This window comes from Mesorhizobium sp. USDA 4413, from assembly GCF_056280365.1.
Genome location: NZ_JBVPRP010000001.1, coordinates 348582 through 368197 on the forward strand (window position 1 = coordinate 348582; position 19616 = coordinate 368197).

Consider the following 19616-nt stretch of genomic DNA (forward strand, 5'->3'; position numbering starts at 1 on the left):
TCGCGTGACCGGTCAGGCCGCGCTGAGCTTGGCCATGGTCTCGTCGTCGACCTCGAAATTGGCGTAGACGCTCTGCACGTCGTCATCGTCCTCGAGCGTGGCGACCAGCTTCATCAGCGACTGCGCCCGCTCTTCGTCGACCGGGACATTGTTCTGCGGCTGCCAGATCGGCTTGACCGATTCCGCCTCGCCGAGCGCCGCTTCCAGCGACTTCGATACCTCGCCGAGATTTTCGAAGGCGCAATAGATGGTATGGCCTTCCTCGTCCGACTCCACATCGTCGGCGCCGGCTTCGATCGCGGCTTCCATCACCTTGTCGGCGCTGCCCACCGAGGCCGGGTAATAGATTTCGCCGACACGGTTCCACATGAACGACACCGAGCCGGTTTCGCCGAGCGCTCCGCCGGCCTTGGTGAAGGCGGCGCGCACATTGGAGGCCGAGCGGTTGCGGTTGTCGGTCAGCACTTCCACGATCAGCGCCACGCCGCCAGGACCATAGCCTTCGTAGCGCACGGCCTCGTAGTTTTCGGCATCGCCCGCGGACGCCTTGTTGATGGCGCGCTGGATGTTGTCCTTCGGCATCGACACCGCCTTGGCATTCTGGACCGCAAGGCGCAGGCGCGGGTTCATCGCCGGGTCCGGCGTCCCGGTCTTGGCCGCGACAGTGATTTCGCGCGCCAGCTTGGAAAACATTTTCGACCGCACCGCGTCCTGACGGCCCTTGCGGTGCATGATGTTCTTGAACTGCGAATGGCCAGCCATGGCACCCCTGTCGTGTTCGGCTAGAGCATCTCGAAGCGAGGTGTCGTCACCGCGTCTTCGGCAAAATGCTCGAATTCAGTCTTTTTAGAACGCCCCAAGCATGCCTGGGAAGGCACGCGGCGCTCTTTGTCGGAATGGCTGGCTTATAGATAAATCGGCTCAATTCGTCCAGACGCGCCGTCACTCCGGCGTCAAGCTGGGCCTCTCACTCCTCGAGATCGGACTTCAGCCGGTCGAGAATGCTGATCGCATGGCCGGCATACTGGCTGATCCAGCGGTCGTGGATCTGCTTGATTGGCAAGGCATTGAGATGGTTCCAGCGCTCGCGCCCCTCGCGCTTCGCCACCACCAGATCGGCCTCCTCCAGCACTTTCAGGTGCATCATCACCGTGCAGCGATCCATGTCCGGGAAAGCCTCGCAAAGCGCGCCGGTGGTCTGCGGCTGATCCTTCAAGCGGTCCAGCAATTCGCGCCGGCGCGGATGCGCCAAGGCCTTGAAAACATGGTCGTCTGCGGTTTGGCTTGACATGTTATGTTTCTATAACATATCGTTTCGCGCAGCAAGGAAGGAGCTGTGGATATGTCCCTTGGATTCAGGATTTCCGGGCGCATCGGCAAGCCGGTCGGCGAGGTCTTTGACGCCGTCGTCAACCCGACGAAGCTCAGCGGTTATTTCACCACCATCGGCGGCGCCTCGGCTCCGCTTGTCGCGGGTACCACCGTGACCTGGTGGAAGTCCGTACCGGTCGAGGTCGACGAAGTGACGAAGGACAAGCGCATCGTGCTGCGCTGGGACGCGACAGACGCCGACGGCAAGCCCGCCTACAAGACCCGCATCGAGATGAATTTCGAGCCGCTGCAGGATGGCGGCACGTTCGTCACCATCGCCGAGCAAGGCTGGCGCGAAGGCGAGGTCGGCCTGAAGAAATCATACCTCAACTGCGAGGGCTGGTCGCAGATGCTCGCCTGCATGAAGGCCTATCTCGAATACGGCATCAACCTGCGCGACGGCTACTACCGCAGCGAGCTGCGAGGCGAGCCCGCCAACGAGACCAACATCTGAGCCCGACATTCAAGTCTCGATAACCGGCAGGAGGAGGTCGCCCGATGACGAAAGCAACGCCATTCCTGATGTTCGAGGGAAAGGCCGAGGAGGCCATGACCCTCTATTGCGACACCATCCCGGGTAGCCAGGTTCTCGACATCACGCGCTACAGCGCGGGCGAGGATGGGACGGAAGGAACGCTCAAGCTGGCGCGCGCTTTGATCGGCGGCGTCGAGGTCAGGATCTACAACAGCCCCGTGCACCACGCCTTCACCTTCACGCCATCCTTCTCCTTCTTCGTCGACTGTTCTTCGCAAGAGGAGCTTGAGCATATCGAAGGCGTTCTCTCCAAGGATGGTGGCTTCCTGATGCCGACCGGCGACTACGGCTTCAGCCGTCGCTTCGCCTGGCTCAACGACCGCTTCGGCGTCTCCTGGCAGATCAACCTGCCGTAACGACAGCAAACGCAATCCAGGGGATCAGCAATGGACACTGAGATCACCGGCGGCATCAACATCGCCATGAAGGTGCCCTCGCACCAATACGAGGCAACGATCGCCTTCTATCGCGATGTTGTGGGGTTGAAGCCGTTTACAGCCAAGGCGCCGGCGATCGGTTTCGAACTCGGCCCCAATCGCCTCTGGATCGACGAGGCGCCGATGATGAGTCAGGCTGAAATTTGGCTGGAGCTTTTCACGCCGGACTTCAAGACCGCGGCCTCCCATCTTGCCAGGGCCGGTGTCGTGCGCTGCGACACGATAGAGCCTTTGGGTGAAGGTTTTCGTGGCGGCTGGATCACTAACCCGGCCAACATCATTCACCTCGTGCGGGAACCAGATGCTTGGTGAAACCTGCCAGGGAAAGGAGAACCGCATGGAACTCAAGCAATCTCCCACCGCTGAAGCCGCGATGCTGATCCGCCGGCCCGTCGCCGAGGTCTTCGAGGCGATCGTCGATCCGGCGGTCACCACGAAATTCTGGTTCACCCATTCGAGCGGCCGGCTGGACGAAGGCAAGTTGGTTCAGTGGGAGTGGCGCATGTACGGCGTCTCGACCAGGGTCGAGGTGAGCGAGATCGTCCCCAACGAGAAGATCGCCATGCGCTGGAGCGATCCGCCGACCACCGTCGTCTGGACCTTCACCAACATGCCGGATGAGGCGACCTTCCTCGAAGTCCGCAATTTCGGCTTGGCCGGTTCCGGCGACGAGCAGGTCAAACAGGCGGTGGATTCGACCGGCGGCTTCTCGCTGGTGCTCGCCGGCGCCAAGGCCTGGCTGGAACAGGGCCTGACGCTCGGCCTGATCAGCGACCGTCACCCGAAGGGCGTAAAATGAATCCGTCATGCTAGCGCGGAGCAAGGAGCGAAGCGACGCGCAGACCCTAGAATGACGAAGCTATGCCAGCCTCAGTGCCCGCCGCCCGACCGCTGCTTCTTGCGATGCCTTGCCAGCATGTTGAGGCCTTCGACCAGCGCCGAAAAGCCCATGGCGGCGTAGATGTAGCCCTTGGGCACATGGTAGCCCATGCCGTCGGCGATCAGCGTCATGCCGATCATCAAGAGGAAGCCCAGCGCCAGCATGACGATAGAAGGGTTCCTGGCGATGAAGTTGGCGAGCGGCGTCGCCGCCAGCATCATCACGCTTACCGCCACGATCACCGCGATATACATGATGGCGATCTCATCGGTCATACCGACGGCGGTGATGATGGAATCGATCGAGAAGACGAGGTCGAGCAACAAGATCTGAAAGATCGCCCCGGCGAGGCTCATCTGCAGCGTGCCGCCGACGATCGTGTCCTGATGGTCCTGCGGGTCGACCGTGTGGTGGATTTCCTTCGTCGCTTTCCAGACCAGGAACAGGCCGCCGGCGATCAGGATCAGGTCGCGCCAGGAAAAGCCGTGGCCGAAGGCGGTGAACACCGGCGTCGTCAATTGCACGATGATCGAGATGGTGGCGAGCAGGATGAGCCGCATGATCAGCGCCGCCGAGATGCCCAGCCGGCGGGCCCGGGCGCGCTGCGCCTCCGGCAGCTTGTTGGTCAGGATCGAGATGAAGATCAGATTGTCGATGCCGAGCACGACCTCGAGCACCACCAGGGTCAAAAGCGCGACCCACGCGGTCGGATCGGAAACAAAGTGAAAGTGCGGCGCCAGGAATTCGACAAGCTGCATGGAGGTCGTCCCCTCTACGATCTAGAGCAGTGTTGCCGGCAATTAGGTACTTTGCACGCTTATATCAATGTCACGACCAGAAGGACGGCGCCGTTTCTTCCAGTCGCGGCCCGCGACGAAACGGCGCGATTTTTTCGGCGAGGCCGGTGCGGTCTGAAATATCGACGCCGACGCCGCAGAGCGTCGCGGGTCCGGACGCCGCCTCGAAACGGCCCTTCGGCACCTTGGAAAGGAACCGGTTGAGCGGCTCTTCCTTGTCCATGCCGAGCGAGGAATCATAATCGCCGCACATGCCGGCATCGGAAATATAGGCGGTGCCGCCATTGAGTATCTGATGGTCGGCGGTCGGCTGATGCGTGTGCGTGCCGACCACCAGGCTGGCGCGGCCGTCGACGAAATGCGCGAAACACATTTTCTCAGAGGTCGCCTCGGCGTGGAAATCGATCACCGCCGCATCGGCCTGCTCGCCGAGCGGACAGGCGGCAAGCTCCCGCTCGCCGGCCTGGAAGGGATCGTCGAGCTCCGGGTGCATGAAGACTCGCCCCATGATGTTGGCGACCAGCACGCGCGCGCCATTGCGGGCGACGTAGACGCCCGAGCCGCGCCCCGGCGTGCCCTTGGGAAAATTCGAAGGGCGCAGGAAGCGCTCCTCGCGCGGCGCGAAGATCAACGCGTCGCGCTGGTCCCAGACATGGTTGCCGGTGGTGACGACATCCGCGCCCGCCGCGAGCGTCTCGCGGAAGATCTCCTCGGTGATGCCGAAACCGCCGGCCGCGTTCTCGCCGTTGACGATGACGAAATCGAGCTTGAAGTCGGAAATCAGCCCCGGCAGCTGTTCCCAGACTGCCGTGCGTCCTGTTTTGCCAACCATGTCGCCGAGGAAGAGAAGTCTCATGCGATCCCGAGCTGAAGCCTGCCAAAGCTGCATGACTTCCGCAAAAGACCATGAGCCCAAAGGACTATCTACAATTGGGGCGTGAACCGGCGCAACCCGCTCTCGGTCAGTATTTCCGGAATGACGACGTCATGGTTCTCTTCCGGCACCCGCTCGACTTCCTGGCAGTCGAAGGCGATGCCGATCAGCCTGGGGGTGATGCCCTTGTCGGCGAGCCTGGCTATGGCGCGATCATAATAACCGGCGCCGTAGCCTATGCGGTGGCCACGAGCGTCGAAGGCGGCGAGCGGCACCAGCATCAGCGTCGGGTCGAGCTCCTCCGCCTCCTCATGCGGCCCGACCGTGCCGAAGCCCATCTCGACCATCGGCGCGCCGCGCACCAGCTCGCGGAACACAATCGTGGTTTTGTCGAGGATCGCCGGCAGGCAGAGCCTGGCACCCTTTTCGCGCAGCGCGAACATCAGCGGCCGCACATCCACTTCCGAGCGCATCGGCCAGAAGCCGGAGACGACGCGGCCCGGCTCGAAGTCGATCTTTTCCTTCGCGGTCTCAGCCATTTCGAGCGCGATTTCCACGCGCCAGAACTCGTCGAGCGCATCGCGTCGCGCCAGCGCTTCCTTGCGAAGCTGTTTTTTCAGGTCTTTGGAAGGTGACATGCGCGAGACGTTAGAAAAGGTCAGATTTGGATGGAGGTTTAGGAGCGACGTTTTTCTAGCGCATGTCTCCCAGGAACGGGAGAGTGGCGATCCACACAACCGGTGGAGAGGTCGATCCCGGGTGCCTACAAAGTAGGTGGGCGCCGTGTGAGAAAACCCACGGGTCTTCCCAGGGACAGCTCCCTAAGGATCGATAAGGCCCCGGGGATAAGTTTCTCCTGCCGGGAAGCGCAGACCGCCGAGAGCAATATAGGCGGATGGTTAGCCGTGTGCCAGAGAAACGAGCGACCATTTGCGCGTAATTCGTCTTGCAGGCCATCCCGATCAGACGCTCTTCGGCAACCGCCCTTGCGCGGCCCGTCCGGCGTCCTTACGGTCGCCGCAAAACGGCCAGGAGAAAAGATGCGTTTCGAAGGCACAGCGGCCTATGTCGCCGACAAGGATCTGATGGTCGCGGTCAACGCGGCGATCGCGCTGGAGCGGCCCTTGCTGGTCAAGGGCGAGCCCGGCACCGGCAAGACCGAGCTTGCCCGCCAGGTGGCGGCCGCACTTGGGCTCGATTTCATCGAGTGGAACGTCAAGTCGACCACCAAGGCGCAGCAGGGCCTTTACGAATATGATGCCGTCTCGCGGCTCCGGGACAGCCAGCTCGGCGACGAGCGCTTCAACGACATCGCCAACTACATCAAGCGCGGCAAGCTGTGGGACGCCTTCGCGGCACAAAAGAAGGTCGTGCTGTTGATCGACGAGATCGACAAGGCCGACATCGAGTTCCCCAACGACCTCCTGCAGGAGCTCGACCGGATGGAGTTCTTCGTCTACGAGACCGGCGAGACGATCCGCGCCGCGTTCCGGCCGATCGTCATCATCACCTCAAACAATGAGAAGGAGCTGCCGGACGCCTTCCTGCGCCGCTGCTTCTTCCATTATATCCGCTTCCCCGACATCGAGACGCTGCACCGCATCGTCGAGGTGCATTATCCGGGCATCAAGCAGAACCTGGTGCGGGCGGCCCTCACCCAGTTTTATGAAATCCGTGAGGTGCCGGGCCTGAAGAAGAAGCCTTCGACCTCCGAAGCGCTCGACTGGATCCGCCTTTTGGTAGCCGACGACATAGCGCCCGAGGATTTGCGCGCCGACCCGAAGAACATGCTGCCCAAACTGCATGGCGCGCTGCTGAAGAACGAGCAGGACGTGCACCTGTTCGAGCGCCTGGCCTTTATGGCGAGACGGCAGCAATAGCGCTTTCCCCTTCCGTGGACCGTTGCCGGCAAGCTGCCGCTGCCGCAGCTTCAGGCCAAAATATTGGAGGAAAAAAATGTCCGAGATCACCATCCGCCCGCTCGCTCAGTCCGACCACGCCGACTGGCGCCGGCTGTGGACCGCCTATCTGACCTTCTACGAGACGAAGCTGCCGGAAGAGGTCTATGCAATCACCTGGAAGCGGCTCTTCACGGATGGCGAGTTCGAGCCGAAGGGTTTCATCGCCACGCTCGACGGCAAGGCCGTCGGGCTGACCCATTACCTCTACCACCGCTCCGGCTGGTCCGAGAAAAACAACTGCTATCTGCAGGACCTGTTCGCCGACCCCGAGGTGCGCGGCAAAGGCGTGGGCGCCGCGCTGATCAAGGCGGTGCAGGACGAGGCCGGCAAGATCGGCGTGAAGAACGTCTACTGGATGACGCATGAAACCAACGCCACCGCGCGCCGGCTCTACGATCACGTAGCAAGGCGAACAGGCTTTATCGAGTACGACCTGCTATAAGGCGGCATCGGTTGAAACCGCTCCCGTTGCGCAATATATTGCGCATTAAACGACAGTGACCATGCCGCTGATCGAAACCAATACGCGCAAGATCATAGCGAGGCTGTTACGCGACGGCTGGACGAACACCGGTGGCGGCAAGCACGATAAATACGAGCATACTGAAAAGCCGGATGTCACGATTGTCGTGCCGCGGCACCGCGAGCAGTCTCCAGGCGTTGCACGCTCGTCGCCAAGCTCGCCGGATGGATTTGAGGTCTGATCACATGACGCACTATGTCGGAATTCTGGATGGCGTTGACGATGTCTGGGGGGTTCGGATCCCTGACCTCCCGGGCTGCCATGGCGGCGGCGCCAGCCCCGAGGAGGCGATCGCCGATGCAACATCGGCGGTTCGCGAGTGGGCTGAAACCCGGTTGGCAAAGCACCTCTCGCTGCCCGAAGCACGAACGGTGGCGAACCTGCTAAGATCGGGTGAGATCGATAGCGCCGCAGGCGAGTCTGCCGTCATGATCCCGCTGCTGATCGACTCCGGTCGGCCAGTCCGAGCCAATCTGTCGTTGGACTCAGGTCTGCTTGCGGCGATCGATGCCGAAGCCAGCCGCCGAGGCCTGACGCGCTCGGCCTTCATTGCAAGTGCCGCTCGCGAGAAGATCGAGGGGCACCGATAGCGTCCGGCGATGTTCATCCCCTTCTTCCTCGAACTGAAGGCCGCGCGGGTCCCTGTTTCGCTCAGGGAATATCTGTCGCTGCTGGAAGGACTGGAGGCCGGGCTGGTCGACTATGACGTCGAGGCCTTCTATTACCTCGCGCGCTCGTCCCTGGTGAAGGACGAGCGCCATGTCGACCGTTTCGACCAGGTTTTCGCGCATGTCTTCAAGGGCGTCGAGACGCTTGGCGGCCCGGATGCCGTGGAGGTCGCCAACATCCCGGAGGAGTGGCTGCGCAGGCTCGCCGAAAAGCACCTGACCGAGGAGGAAAGGAAGCTGGTCGAGGCTTTGGGCGGCTTCGACAAGCTGATGGAGACCTTGAAGAAGCGGCTGGAGGAACAGAAGGGCCGGCATCAGGGCGGCTCGAAATGGATCGGCACCGGAGGCACCTCGCCCTTCGGCGCCTATGGCTACAACCCCGAAGGGGTTCGCATCGGCCAGCATGAAAGCCGGCATCGCCGCGCGGTGAAGGTCTGGGACAAGCGCGAATTCAGGAATTTCGACGACACGGTCGAGCTCGGCACCCGTAACATCAAGGTCGCCCTTAAGCGGCTGCGCCGCTGGGTGCGCGAGGGTGCCGAGGAGGAGTTCGACCTGCCTGGCACCATCCACGCCACCGCCGAGCACGGCTATCTCGACGTCAAGACCAGGCCAGAGCGGCGCAATGCCGTGAAGCTCCTGATGTTCTTCGATGTCGGCGGCTCGATGGATGACCATATACGCGGGGTCGAGGAGCTGTTTTCCGCCGCGCGCGCCGAGTTCCGCCAGCTCGAATATTTCTACTTTCACAATTGCCTTTACGAGCGCGTCTGGAAGGACAATCGCCGCCGCCTTGCCGAGACCATCCCGACCTTCGACCTGATCCACAAATACGGGCCGGACTACAAGGTGATCGTCGTCGGCGACGCCTCCATGAGCCCTTACGAGATCATGCATCCCGGTGGCTCGGTCGAGCACTGGAATCCGGAGGCTGGCAATGTGTGGCTGGCGCGCCTGTTGCAGCAATGGCCGAACGCGATATGGCTCAATCCCGAAGCCGAGAAGAACTGGCGCTACACGCATTCGATCGCCATGATCGGCGAGATCTTCGGCGGCCGCATGTTCCCGCTGACATTGGCCGGTCTCGAAGCTGCGACAAGGCAGTTGTCACGCAAGCACTGAACGCTTTCGCTGGCAGCACCTGTAACAACCGCCTATGTTTCGGCGAATACCCGTTGCAAGCAACAACGAGCCGCCAAGGCCGAGGAGATTCCATGGACACCCACGCCTATCCCGTCACCCGCACTGATGCCGAGTGGCGCGCCCGGCTGACGCCGGAGCAGTATGCCGTCATGCGCAATCACGGCACCGAGCGCCCCGGCAGCTGTGCCCTGCTCTACGAGAAGCGCGCCGGCACCTTCTATTGCGTCGGCTGCGACCAGCCGCTGTTCGAATCCAAGCTGAAATTCGAGAGCGGCACCGGCTGGCCGAGCTTCAACGATCCGGTCCCGGGCTCGATCGAAACCACCGTCGACCGCAGCTACGGCATGGTCCGCACCGAATGCCATTGCTCGCGCTGCGGCAGCCATCTCGGCCATGTCTTCGAGGACGGCCCGCCGCCGACCGGCTTGCGCTACTGCATCAACGGCGTGGCGCTGCGCTTCGAGCCGGCCGCTTGATGCCTCGGAAATGACTTCGCAAAGGGCGGCTTCGGCCGCCCTTTTTTGCATGGAGCAATTCCAGGAAAAGTGTGACGCGGTTTTCCGTTCGGAATTGCTCAATAGAGAAGATTCTCAAACGACGACCGTCGCGATCAGCCAGAGCGCCGAGCCCAGCATCGTCAGCTGTCCCTTGAGCCCACCGGTTTTCTCAGCCGTTCGCCAGACGGCGATCGTCAGGAATATGTTGTAGGGAACGGGGAGGAAATGCACCGCCAGCACCAGCCAGAGCGGCAGCTTCAACCCGAGCAGGATCAGCGCCAGCGCCGAAGAGGCGACGTTCAAGATCGTGCCCACCAGCAACATGTCGCGCCAGAACAGCCGGTCGAGCGGCGCTTCGCCCCTCCAGCGCTTGGAGAAAAAGCCCGTCATCGCCGGCGACCTATCTTTGCCCCAGAATGTCGGTCACAGCTTCTTCGAAGCGTGAGCATTCCGTCACCAGCCAGTCGGTCATGGCCGGCCAATTGTCTTCGGCGTAGCAGTTCACGTGCCATAGTGAATTGATGCCGAGGTCTTGCACGCTCTGCTCGGGCCTGAGCTTCAGCCTGGATTCGATCGCCGGCTGGAACGGCTTCAGCCTCGACCAGGATTGCGTGGCCCCAAACTTCTCGTTGCGCCCGAAGAAGACGCCGACATGGTTGTGCGCCGGCGCGACATACATCGAAAGCACCAGGGCGAAATCCGGCAATCCGCGCTGCCAGAACCACGGTCCGCGTCGCGCCATCCTTGCCCTTTCCTCCGGGTGCCGCTCGGCGAACAGCGCCCAGAAGCCGCGATGGCGGAACTCCGAGGCCCGGCGGCCGCCGAAGTCGAATTCGTTCATGGCCGTCCTCCGGCCATGAGGCTTACACCATGCCGAGAGCGGCCTTGTAGAGATCCAGAATGGACTCCTCCTCCTGGCGCTCGGCCTGGTCCTTCTTGCGCAGCCGCACGATGGTGCGGATCGCCTTGGTGTCGAAGCCGGTGCCCTTGGCCTCGGCATAGACGTCCTTGATATCGTCGGAGATGGTCTTCTTCTCTTCCTCGAGCCGCTCGATACGCTCGATGATGGTGCGCAGCTGGCCGGCGGCTACAGTCTGGCTGGTCTCGGTGATTTCGTCGGCCATTTTTTTCTCCGCGTCTTCTTGAAGCCGTGGCGATTCCCGCCACGGCGAATTGGAGCGGGTTCCCTGCCCGAGCGGGCGCGGCGGGTCAAGACACTTGTCGAGCGGCTGTGGACGGCTGCTGTCAGCCGCCCGTGAGGCATCGCGCTCCGACCGTCATTTGAAAGCGATCAGCAGATCCTTCGCATCGATCTGGTCGCCGGACTTGACCAGCACCTCGGCGATCTCGCCGTCGCGCTCGGCATGCAGCGCGGTCTCCATCTTCATCGCCTCGATCGACAAGAGCACGTCGCCCGCCTTGACCGCCTGTCCGGCGGCCACGGCAAGCGCCGACACGACGCCGGGCATCGGCGCGCCGACATGCCCCTCATTGCCGGGCTCGGCCTTGCGGCGCGCCTTGGCGGCGGAAGCGCCATGCGCCCTGTCCGGCACCTTGACGCGGCGCGGCTGGCCGTTGAGCTCGAAGAAGACGGTGACCATGCCCTTGTCGTCGACTTCGCCGAACGCCTGGCAGCGAACCACCAGGGTCTTGCCCTTCTCGATGTCGACGAAGATCTCGTCTTCCGGCTTCATGCCGTAGAAATAGGCCGGCGTCGGCAGCACGCTCACCGGCCCGTAGGTCTCCTGCGCCGCGGCGAAGTCGGTGAACACTTTCGGATACATCAGCCAGGAGGCGAACTCGTATTCCGAGAGCTTGCGGTCGAGCTTGCCCTCGATATCCTTGCGGCTGGCCTTGAGATCGGCCGGCTTCAGCAGCGAGCCCGGCCGCACGGTGATCGGCTTCTCGCCCTTCAGCGCTTTCTTCTGCAGCGCCGCCGGCCAGCCGCCGGGCGACTGGCCGAGATCGCCGCGCAGCATCGACACGACGGAGTCCGGGAAGGCGATGTCCTTGGCCGGATTCTCGACGTCGGCGACGGTGAGGTCCTGGCTGATCATCATCAGCGCCATGTCGCCCACTACCTTGGACGACGGCGTCACCTTGACGATGTCGCCGAACATCAGATTGACGTTGTGATAGGCTTGCGCGACCTCATGCCAGCGCGTCTCCAGCCCGAGCGAGCGCGCCTGTTCCTTGAGGTTGGTGAACTGGCCGCCCGGCATTTCGTGCAGATAGACTTCCGAGGCGGGTCCCTTCAGGTCGCTCTCGAAGGCCGCGTACTGGTTGCGCACCGCTTCCCAATAGAAGGAGATGCGGCGGATCCATTGAGGGTCGAGGCCGGGATCGCGTTCGGTGCCCTTCAGCGCCTCGACGATCGAGCCGAGGCATGGCTGCGAGGTGTTGCCCGAAAAGGAATCCATCGCCGCGTCGATGGCATCCACGCCGCTCTCCACCGCCGCCAGCACCGTCGCCGCCGACAGGCCCGACGTGTCATGCGTGTGGAAATGGATCGGCAAGTCGGTCGCCTCGCGCAGCGCCTTGAACAGCGCGCGCGCCGCGGCCGGCTTCAACAGGCCCGCCATGTCCTTGACGGCGATGATGTGCGCGCCGGCGGCCTCCAGCTCCTTGGCCAGCCCGACATAATATTTGAGGTCGTATTTGGCGCGCGCCGGATCGAGGATGTCGCCGGTGTAGCACATCGCCGCTTCGACCAGCTTGCCCTCGGCGCCGACGGCATCCATGGCGACCCGCATGTTCTCGACCCAGTTCAGGCAGTCGAAGACGCGGAACAGGTCGACGCCGCCGCTCGCCGCCTGCTTGACGAAATGCTGGACGACATTGTCGGGATAATTGGTGTAGCCGACGCCGTTGGCGCCGCGCAAAAGCATTTGCAGCAGAAGATTGGGCGCCGCCTCGCGCACCTTGCTCAGCCGCTCCCAAGGGTCCTCGGTGAGAAAGCGCATGGCGACGTCGAAGGTGGCGCCGCCCCAGCATTCCAGTGACAACAGTTGCGGCAGCGCGCGTGCATAGGTGCCGGCGATGCCGACGATGTCATAGGTGCGCATGCGCGTGGCGAGGAGCGACTGGTGGCCGTCGCGCATCGTCGTGTCGGTAACCAGCACCTGGCGTTCTCCACGCATCCAGGCCGCGAATTTCTCGGGACCGAGCGCATCGAGCCTCTGCTTGCTGCCGTCCGGGATATGGCCGTTGAGATAGGGCACCACGGGGGCGGGCCGCCTGCGCCTTCGGCATCGGCCGGCCACGCGTTTCGGGGTGGCCGTTGACGCTGACATCAGCCAGATAGGTGAGCAGCTTGGTGGCGCGGTCCTGCCGCTTCACCTGCTCGAACAGTTCCGGCGTCGTGTCGATGAACTTGGTCGTGTAGGAATTGTCGGCGAAGCGCGGGTGATTGATGATCGCTTCGAGGAAGGTGAGGTTGGTGGCGACGCCACGGATGCGGAACTCGCGCAGCGCCCGGTTCATGCGCGAGATCGCCTCGCCGGGCGTCGGCGCCCAGGCCGTCACCTTTTCCAAGAGCGGATCGTAGAAGCGGGTGATGACCGCGCCTGAATAGGCGGTGCCGCCATCGAGCCGGATGCCGAAGCCGGCCGCCTCGCGATAGGCGGTGATGCGGCCGTAGTCCGGGATGAAATTGTGCTCCGGATCCTCCGTGGTGATGCGGCACTGCAGCGCGTGGCCGTTGAGCCTGATGTCCTTCTGCGCCGGCACGCCCGATTGCTTGGTGCCGATGGCGAAGCCGTCCAGGATATGGATCTGCGCCTTGACGATGTCGATGCCGGTCACCTGCTCGGTGACCGTGTGCTCGACCTGAATGCGCGGATTGACCTCGATGAAGTAGAACTTGCCGGTGTCGGCATCCTGCAGGAACTCGACCGTGCCGGCACCGATATAGCTGGTCTCACGCGCGATCTTGAGCGCATAGCCGCAGAGCTCCTGGCGCAGCTCCTCGCTGAGATAGGGCGCCGGCGCGCGCTCCACGACCTTCTGATTGCGGCGCTGGATCGAGCAGTCGCGTTCGAACAGATGCACCGCATTGCCGTGGGTGTCGCCCAGCACTTGCACCTCGACATGGCGGGCGCGCTCGATCAGCTTTTCGAGATAGACCTCGTCCTTGCCGAAGGCGGCCTTGGCTTCGCGCTTGCCTTCCATCACCTCGCGCGCGAGGTCGGCTTCGGAACGGATGGCCCGCATGCCGCGGCCGCCGCCGCCCCAGGACGCCTTCAGCATCACCGGATAGCCGATTTGCGCGGCGAGCTTCTTCACCTCGTCCATGTCGTCGGGCAGTGGATCGGTCGCAGGCACCACCGGCACGCCGACCTCGATCGCCAAATTGCGCGCGGCGACCTTGTTGCCCAGCCTGCGCATCGTTTCCGGCTTCGGGCCGATGAAGGTGATGCCGGCCGCGGCACACGCCTCGGCGAATTCGGGGCTTTCCGAGAGCAAGCCGTAACCGGGATGGATGGCGTCGGCGCCCGACAGCCTGGCGACCCGGATCACCTCCTCGATCGACAGATAGCTCTCGATCGGGCCCATATCCTTGGTGAGATGCGGTCCGCGGCCGACCTGATAGCTCTCGTCGGCCTTGAAGCGGTGCAGCGAATATTTGTCCTCCTCCGCCCAGATCGCCACGGTTTTGAGACCGAGCTCGTTGGCCGCGCGGAACACGCGGATGGCGATTTCGGACCGGTTGGCGACGAGGATCTTCGTGATGGGCCAAGGACTGGGCTCCAGCAGCGTAAGGGAGATGAACCGGCGCAATGATTAGCGTGAAAATGCTGCAGCGCAAACAAATTTGCGCGACAGCTAAAACGATTTAACTCGCTTGTTTGCGCCAAACCGTCATTGCCGTTCTCTGAACATCGGCGACCGGAGGTGGACGGGTATTCCGCGCGCGGCGCGGAGCTTTCGGCAGTGTCGCAAACCCGCAAACGAAAATGCCCGGCGCGTGCGCCGGGCATCCCCGAAAAGTCGGCTTGAACCTGCCGGCTTATTTCTCGAAGTAGCTGTACTTGCCGTCGTCGCCCTTCTTCCACTCGTAGACGACATAGTCTGGACGGGTGATGTCGCCCTTGGCGTCGTAGCCGATGTCGCCGATGGCCGTCTTCCAGGTGTTGGCCCGGATCGTCTCGGCAACCTTCTGCGCATCGTCGGCCGAGCCGGTCTTGGCGATGGCTTGGGCGATGATCTGCACGGCGGCATAGGAGTAGAGCGTGTAGGCTTCCGGCTCGAAGCCGGCGGCGCGGAACTTCTCGACCACTTCCTTGGCGGCCGGATTCTTGCGCGGATCCGGAGCGAAGGTGTTGAGCGTGCCGGCAACGGCATCACCCGCGATCGAGGCCAGTTCGTTGGAGACGATGCCGTCGCCCGAGAACAGCGGCGCCTTCAGGCCCTGGTCGGCCGACTGACGGATGATCAGGCCGGCTTCGGTGTGCAGGCCGCCCCAGTAGATGAGCGTGACGCCGTTTTCTTTCATCTTGGCGATGAGGGCCGAGAAGTCCTTATCGCCGACATTCACGCCTTCATACAACACTTCCTTGATGCCGTTGGCGTTCAGGTTCTTCTTGGTCTCGTCGGCAAGACCCTGGCCATAAGGCGTCTTGTCGTGGATGATGGCGATCTTGGCGTCCTTGAAGTTCTTGGCGATATAGTCGCCGGCCACCTTGCCCTGCTGGTCGTCACGGCCGCAGGTGCGGAAGGTGTTCCACATGCCGCGCTCGGTGAACTTCGGATTGGTCGCCGCGGGCGTGATCTCGAGGATGCCATTCTCCTGATAGACTTCCGAAGCCGGGATCGAGACGCCCGAATTGAAGTGGCCGTCGACGAACTTGACGCCGTCAGCGACGAATTTGTTGGCGACCGAGATGCCCTGCTTGGGGTCGGAGACGTCGTCGCCGATCTCGAGCTTGAGCTGCTGGCCGAGGATGCCGCCCGCCGCGTTGATGTCGGCGACCGCCTGTTCCGCGCCCTTCTGCAACTGCGCGCCGAAGGCGGCGTTCGGACCGGTGATCGGACCGGCGACGCCGATCAGGATGTCGGCCCACGCGCTGCCGCTGAACGCGACGAACGCGGTCAGCGCCACGGCGGACAAAAGTGATTTTTTCATTGAAACGCTCCCATTTACGGAGTGGGCGTGGATGATACTTTCATGCGATGCCCACCCTTATCGCAGAAAGCATAGAATGCCGATTTTCAGGCACTTGTCACGCCGATTCATGTCCCGAAACGGCGTAATGGTGAACGTCAACCCTTCGGTTTCCAGCTTAATAAGGAAGCTCTTTCATAGAGCCAGTTATACTGCGTGACCATTTGGTTGGTGCGCGTGTATTGATAGCCGAGGAAGCCCAATATCATCAGCACGATGGTGTCGACGATATAGTAATGCAGCGAGAACATCGTGCCGTCGAACAACGCGTGATGGATGAACCTGACGCCGATGCCGAGGCCGAGCATGTAGAAGAAGAGCTGCAAGTGGCTGCTCCAGGTCTGCGCCGCCGCCTTGCCGGTCATCCACGCCGCCCAGCCGCCGAGCAGGCAGGTGACGAACAGGAACTGCCAGATCGAGGCTTCTTCGTAGAGAATACCCATGATTGATCTCCCCCGATCTCAGTGATGTCCGCCTTCAAGATAGGCGGCGCGCACTTCCGGATTGGCGAGCAGCTCCTTGCCGGTGCCGCTCATCGTCACATTGCCGTTGACCATGACATAGCCGCGAGTGGCGAGCTTGAGCGCGCCAAAGGCGTTCTGCTCGACCAGGAACACGGTCAGCCCCTGCGTCTTGTTCAGCTCGCGGATGGCATCGAAGATCTGCTTGACGATCAAGGGCGCCAAGCCCAGCGACGGCTCGTCGAGCAGTAAAAGCTTCGGCCGCGCCATCAGCGCGCGCCCGATAGACAGCATCTGCTGCTCGCCGCCCGACAGCGTGCCGCCGCGCTGGGCGATGCGCTCTTTCAGCCGCGGGAACAGCGTGAACACCTTCTCGACGTCCTCGTCATAATGTTTGAGGTTGTCGAGGCTGGCGCCCATCTGCAGGTTTTCCATCACCGTCATGCGCGGGAAGATGCGGCGTCCTTCCGGCGACTGGGCGATGCGCAGCCGGGCGATCTCATGCGTCGGCAACTGGGTGATGTCGGTGCCGGCGAAGGTGATGGTGCCGGCGCGTGCCCGCGGAGAGCCGAAGATAGTCATCATCAATGTCGACTTGCCGGCGCCGTTGGCACCGATAAGCGCCACGATCTCACCTTGGTTGACCTGCACGTTGACGCCGTTCAGCGCGCGGATGTTGCCGTAGTAGGTCTCGACGCCCTTGATGTCGAGCAGCGTTGTGCCGGCCATTATTTGCGCCCTCCACGCTTGCCCGCTGCGGGTTTGGGCGCAGCTTCCTTGCCCTTCGAAGGGCCGCTCGCTTTCGAGGCTGGAGTCTTGGCGGCAGCCTTTTTCGGCTCCGCCTTCGCTGCGCCGGACTTTGCGGCCGGAGTGGGTTTGCTGGCAACTGACGTGGCGCGCGCGTCGATCTGGGCCGCCTTCGAGGCGCCCTTCGACACGGTGACCCGCTCGCCCTCGTCGGCATGCTCGACGCTGTCGGAAACCGGCCCGGCCATCATCGAAGAGGAATTTCCCGGCCCGTGCGCCGCATCGGGGCCGGTATCGAGCTGCTCGATGACATCCTCGTCGCCGACTTCGGTGAGCACTTCCTGCACTTCCTCGTCGTCGACGCCGAGATAGGCGGCGATGACGCGCGGATCGGTGCGCACCGATTCCGGATTGCCGTCGGAAATCTTGCGGCCGTATTCGAGCACCACGACATGGTCGGAGATCTGCATCACCACCGACATGTCGTGCTCGATGAGCAGGATCGACGTGCCGGTGTTGTTCTTGATGTCCATCAGGAGTTCGTTGAGCGCGGCCGATTCCTTCGGATTGAGGCCGGCGGCCGGCTCGTCCAGGCACAGAAGCTCCGGTCCCGTGCACATGGCGCGCGCGATCTCCAGGCGCCGCTGCGCGCCATAGGGCAGGTCGCCGGCCGGATCGTCGGCGCGATCGACGAGGTTGGCCTTCTCCAGCCAGTGCCTGGCGAGCTCGATCGATTCGGCCGAAGCCTGGCGATAGCTCGGGAAGCCGAACAGGCCGAGAAAGGTGTAGCCCGAAGCCTTCATCAGCTTATTGTGCTGGGCGACCAGAAGGTTCTCGAGCAGCGTCATGCCGGAGAACAGGCGAATGTTCTGGAACGTGCGCGCCACCTTGGCGCGCGCGGGGATCTCGTGATTGGGCAGGCGTTCGAGCAGATAGGTCGAGCCGTCACGCTTGTTGAGCGTGATCATGCCCTCGGTGGGCTTGTAGAAGCCGGTGATGCAGTTGAACACCGTGGTCTTGCCTGCGCCGTTCGGGCCGATCAGCGCGGTGATCTCGCCGCGCCTGGCCTGGAACGTCAGGTCGCCGATGGCGACCAGGCCGCCGAACTTCATCGACAGATGCTCGACCTGCAGGATGAAGTCGTTCGAGGAAGGAGTCGCGTTCATCAGCCGTGGCCCTCCTTGGTGAAGGAGGCTGAGACCGCTCTTCGCTCCTTGAGGAAGGCCGTGGGCTCGCGGCTGCCGACGAAGCCGCGCGGCTTCCACAGCATGACGATGACCATGGCCATGCCGAACAGAAGCATGCGGTAAAGTTCGGGCGTGAAATCCGGCCCGAACACCGCCTTGAGGAAGTCGAGTTCGCGCAGGATTTCCGTGCCGCCGATCATCACCAGCGCCGCCACCGCGATGCCGCCCAGCGATCCCATGCCGCCGAGCACGACGATGGCGAGGATGATGGCCGATTCCAGGAAGACGAAGGATTCGGGGCTGACGAAACCTTGCCGGGCGGCGAAGAACGAGCCGGCGAAGCCGCCGAACATGGCGCCGGTGGCAAAGGCCGTCAGCTTGGTGGTGGTGGTGTTGATGCCGAGCGAGCGGCAGGCGATCTCGTCCTCGCGCAGGGCTTCCCAGGCGCGGCCCACGGGCAGCCGGCGAAGCCTGATGGTGACGAAGGCGGTCAGGAAGCAGAGCGCCAGGATGAGGTAATAGAGGAAGATCTTGTAGTAGGCGCCCGACTGGGTGATGTGCAGCACCTTGGCGATGTAGTTCGGGTCGGAGACATTGAACGACATCAGGCCGAAGAAAGACACTTTCGGGATGCCGGAGATGCCGGCCGAACCGTTGGTCACTTCGCGCCAGTTGATCAGCACAAGGCGGATGATCTCACCGAAGGCGAGCGTAACGATCGCCAGATAGTCGCCGCGCAGCCTCAGCACCGGGAAGCCGAGCATGATGCCCCAAAAAGCGGCCATGGCGCCGGCCGCCGGCAGCAGAATCCAGAAAGACAGCCCGTAATGCGTGCCGAGCAGCGCGTAGGCGTAGGCGCCGACGGCATAAAAGGCGACATAGCCGAGATCGAGCAGGCCGGCCAGCCCGATGACGATGTTCAGGCCCCAGGCCAGCATCACATAGATGAGGATCTGGATGCCAAAATTGTCGACCCATTTCAGCGAGCCCTGGAAGCCGAAGAGCAGTACCATGGCAATCGGGTAGAGGATCAGCAAGGTGGCGCCGATCTTATTGAAGTTCTGCCTGACGAAGCCGGGCTCGGCGACGACGGCGGGCGCCGCGGCCTTCTCGGCCCTCGACCGCTCCATGGCCGGGACGGCGTAAGCCACATAGAGGAAACGGCCGACGGTCACGGCAGCGACCACGATGGCCAGCAGGCCCCAGCGCTGCACCAGGATCAGTTCGTTGCTGATGTTCTGGTCGGTCCTCAGACCGATGAACAGCACGAACAGGCCAAGCGAAATGGCGCCCGCGTAAAGGGCCTCGCGGAAAGCACGTTGGACAGGAGTGGCGACGGCGTCGCGCTCCGAAGACACGGTAGCGGCCATGA

The 19616-nt window shown here is 62.8% G+C and carries 22 protein-coding genes, 1 other RNA gene and 2 pseudogenes; 10 read left to right on the plus strand and 15 right to left on the minus strand.

Annotated elements, in window-relative coordinates:
- Positions 1-12 precede the first annotated feature (12 nt).
- Both ACVMIM_RS01755 and ACVMIM_RS01760 read right to left on the minus strand, forming a co-directional pair.
- Positions 13-762 carry a YebC/PmpR family DNA-binding transcriptional regulator gene (locus tag ACVMIM_RS01755; RefSeq protein WP_041004649.1) on the minus strand — a complete coding sequence of 250 codons (750 nt, stop codon included), beginning with the start codon at positions 760-762 and terminating at the stop codon, positions 13-15.
- Positions 763-967: 205 nt separating this feature from the next.
- Positions 968-1291, minus strand: a complete 324-nt coding sequence (locus tag ACVMIM_RS01760) for an ArsR/SmtB family transcription factor (protein WP_476110026.1) — start codon at positions 1289-1291, stop codon at positions 968-970.
- Positions 1292-1342: 51 nt separating this feature from the next.
- Between ACVMIM_RS01760 and ACVMIM_RS01765 the strand changes: the two genes are divergently transcribed.
- From ACVMIM_RS01765 to ACVMIM_RS01780, 4 genes are read left to right on the plus strand one after another with little or no spacing between them, the layout of a single operon-like run.
- Entirely contained in the window at positions 1343-1825 is a 483-nt protein-coding gene (locus tag ACVMIM_RS01765; RefSeq protein ID WP_476110027.1) for an SRPBCC domain-containing protein, read from the plus strand.
- A 44-nt stretch (positions 1826-1869) separates the two neighbouring features.
- Positions 1870-2262, plus strand: a complete 393-nt coding sequence (locus tag ACVMIM_RS01770) for a VOC family protein (protein ID WP_476110029.1) — start codon at positions 1870-1872, stop codon at positions 2260-2262.
- Between the two features lie 30 nt (positions 2263-2292).
- On the plus strand, positions 2293-2655 hold the full coding sequence (locus ACVMIM_RS01775; protein ID WP_476110031.1) for a hypothetical protein: 363 nt from the start codon (positions 2293-2295) through the stop codon (positions 2653-2655).
- Positions 2656-2680: 25 nt separating this feature from the next.
- Complete coding sequence (locus ACVMIM_RS01780; protein ID WP_476110033.1) at positions 2681-3142, plus strand: SRPBCC family protein; 462 nt, start codon at positions 2681-2683, stop codon at positions 3140-3142.
- A 71-nt stretch (positions 3143-3213) separates the two neighbouring features.
- Here the strand turns inward: ACVMIM_RS01780 and ACVMIM_RS01785 are convergent, their stop codons facing one another.
- The 4 genes from ACVMIM_RS01785 to ssrS all read right to left on the minus strand — a co-directional run bounded on the left by ACVMIM_RS01785 (position 3214) and on the right by ssrS (position 5772).
- Positions 3214-3981 (minus strand): TerC family protein, encoded by a 768-nt coding sequence (locus tag ACVMIM_RS01785; protein ID WP_041004638.1) that lies wholly within the window; start codon positions 3979-3981, stop codon positions 3214-3216.
- Positions 3982-4051: 70 nt separating this feature from the next.
- Entirely contained in the window at positions 4052-4876 is an 825-nt protein-coding gene (locus ACVMIM_RS01790; protein ID WP_476110035.1) for a TIGR00282 family metallophosphoesterase, read from the minus strand.
- 68 nt (positions 4877-4944) lie between these two features.
- On the minus strand, positions 4945-5532 hold the full coding sequence (locus ACVMIM_RS01795) for a 5-formyltetrahydrofolate cyclo-ligase (protein ID WP_476110036.1): 588 nt from the start codon (positions 5530-5532) through the stop codon (positions 4945-4947).
- Between the two features lie 84 nt (positions 5533-5616).
- A non-coding RNA gene (gene ssrS / locus ACVMIM_RS01800) (6S RNA) lies at positions 5617-5772 on the minus strand.
- A gap of 162 nt (positions 5773-5934) precedes the next feature.
- On the opposite strand from ssrS, the gene ACVMIM_RS01805 reads away from it, so the two are divergent.
- The 6 genes from ACVMIM_RS01805 (at position 5935) to msrB (ending at position 9665) form a co-directional block, all read left to right on the plus strand.
- On the plus strand, positions 5935-6774 hold the full coding sequence (locus tag ACVMIM_RS01805) for an AAA family ATPase (RefSeq protein ID WP_041004799.1): 840 nt from the start codon (positions 5935-5937) through the stop codon (positions 6772-6774).
- A gap of 76 nt (positions 6775-6850) precedes the next feature.
- A complete protein-coding gene (locus ACVMIM_RS01810) occupies positions 6851-7297 on the plus strand; it encodes a GNAT family N-acetyltransferase (protein ID WP_127249628.1) in 447 nt (148 codons plus the stop codon).
- A 61-nt stretch (positions 7298-7358) separates the two neighbouring features.
- Positions 7359-7559 (plus strand): type II toxin-antitoxin system HicA family toxin, encoded by a 201-nt coding sequence (locus ACVMIM_RS01815; RefSeq protein WP_476110037.1) that lies wholly within the window; start codon positions 7359-7361, stop codon positions 7557-7559.
- A 4-nt stretch (positions 7560-7563) separates the two neighbouring features.
- A complete protein-coding gene (locus ACVMIM_RS01820) occupies positions 7564-7968 on the plus strand; it encodes a type II toxin-antitoxin system HicB family antitoxin (protein WP_476110038.1) in 405 nt (134 codons plus the stop codon).
- A 9-nt stretch (positions 7969-7977) separates the two neighbouring features.
- Positions 7978-9168, plus strand: a complete 1191-nt coding sequence (locus ACVMIM_RS01825) for a vWA domain-containing protein (protein ID WP_476110040.1) — start codon at positions 7978-7980, stop codon at positions 9166-9168.
- A gap of 92 nt (positions 9169-9260) precedes the next feature.
- Entirely contained in the window at positions 9261-9665 is a 405-nt protein-coding gene (msrB, locus tag ACVMIM_RS01830; RefSeq protein WP_041004627.1) for a peptide-methionine (R)-S-oxide reductase MsrB, read from the plus strand.
- Positions 9666-9779: 114 nt separating this feature from the next.
- On the opposite strand, the gene ACVMIM_RS01835 is transcribed toward msrB, so the two are convergent.
- From ACVMIM_RS01835 to livM, 9 genes and pseudogenes are all read right to left on the minus strand, one after another.
- Positions 9780-10076 (minus strand): hypothetical protein, encoded by a 297-nt coding sequence (locus ACVMIM_RS01835; protein ID WP_041004625.1) that lies wholly within the window; start codon positions 10074-10076, stop codon positions 9780-9782.
- A 10-nt stretch (positions 10077-10086) separates the two neighbouring features.
- Complete coding sequence (locus tag ACVMIM_RS01840; protein ID WP_476110042.1) at positions 10087-10527, minus strand: hypothetical protein; 441 nt, start codon at positions 10525-10527, stop codon at positions 10087-10089.
- Between the two features lie 22 nt (positions 10528-10549).
- Positions 10550-10810 (minus strand): DUF2312 domain-containing protein, encoded by a 261-nt coding sequence (locus ACVMIM_RS01845; RefSeq protein WP_040991643.1) that lies wholly within the window; start codon positions 10808-10810, stop codon positions 10550-10552.
- Positions 10811-10963: 153 nt separating this feature from the next.
- A pseudogene (gene pyc, locus ACVMIM_RS01850) lies at positions 10964-14438 on the minus strand (pyruvate carboxylase).
- 256 nt (positions 14439-14694) lie between these two features.
- On the minus strand, positions 14695-15810 hold the full coding sequence (locus ACVMIM_RS01855; RefSeq protein WP_041004619.1) for a branched-chain amino acid ABC transporter substrate-binding protein: 1116 nt from the start codon (positions 15808-15810) through the stop codon (positions 14695-14697).
- A gap of 137 nt (positions 15811-15947) precedes the next feature.
- Positions 15948-16295, minus strand: a complete 348-nt coding sequence (locus ACVMIM_RS01860; protein ID WP_476117065.1) for a DUF6867 family protein — start codon at positions 16293-16295, stop codon at positions 15948-15950.
- A 15-nt stretch (positions 16296-16310) separates the two neighbouring features.
- A complete protein-coding gene (locus ACVMIM_RS01865) occupies positions 16311-17039 on the minus strand; it encodes an ABC transporter ATP-binding protein (RefSeq protein ID WP_476110045.1) in 729 nt (242 codons plus the stop codon).
- Positions 17040-17062: 23 nt separating this feature from the next.
- A pseudogene (locus tag ACVMIM_RS01870) lies at positions 17063-18223 on the minus strand (ABC transporter ATP-binding protein); the annotation flags it as partial.
- Positions 18223-19614 (minus strand): high-affinity branched-chain amino acid ABC transporter permease LivM, encoded by a 1392-nt coding sequence (gene livM / locus ACVMIM_RS01875; protein WP_476110047.1) that lies wholly within the window; start codon positions 19612-19614, stop codon positions 18223-18225. The pseudogene ACVMIM_RS01870 and the gene livM, both read right to left, overlap by 1 nt.
- Positions 19615-19616 lie beyond the last annotated feature (2 nt).